Annotated in this window: 1 protein-coding gene; it reads right to left on the reverse strand. The window is 71.2% G+C overall.

The genetic code is table 11. The features are described from left to right. Positions 1 to 424 (reverse strand): FAD-dependent monooxygenase (locus IAI51_RS27800; RefSeq protein WP_187681382.1); only part of this gene is annotated, 424 nt, incomplete at both ends.

The raw sequence follows: 424 nt of genomic DNA on the forward strand, positions 1-424 counted from the left end.
TCCCGGTCACGTACCGGTTCACCTCTTCGAAGTCCATCAGCTTCGAGAACAGTTCGCGCAGCGCGGTCGCCCCCGGGTCGCTGCCGAGCAGGGTGATCTGCGCCCTGGTGTTGTCCAGGACGCGGGCGCCCACCGGGTGCCGCTCAGCGTGGTAGGTGTCCAACAGGTCTTGCGGGGCCCACCCGTTGACCGCGGCGGCCAGCTTCCAGCCGAGGTTGAACGCGTCCTGCACACCGAGGTTCATGCCCTGGCCGCCGGTCGGCGGGTGGATGTGCGCCGCGTCGCCCGCCAGCAGCACCCGGCCCACCCGGTAGCGCTCGGCCTGCCGGGTGGCGTCGCCGAACCGGGACAGCCAGCGCGGCGAGTGCACGCCGAAGTCGGTGCCGGCGAACGCCCGCAGCTGCTTCTTGAAGTCGTCGAGGGT

Source organism: Pseudomonas sp. N40(2020) (assembly GCF_014472415.1).
Lineage (GTDB): Bacteria > Pseudomonadota > Gammaproteobacteria > Pseudomonadales > Pseudomonadaceae > Aquipseudomonas.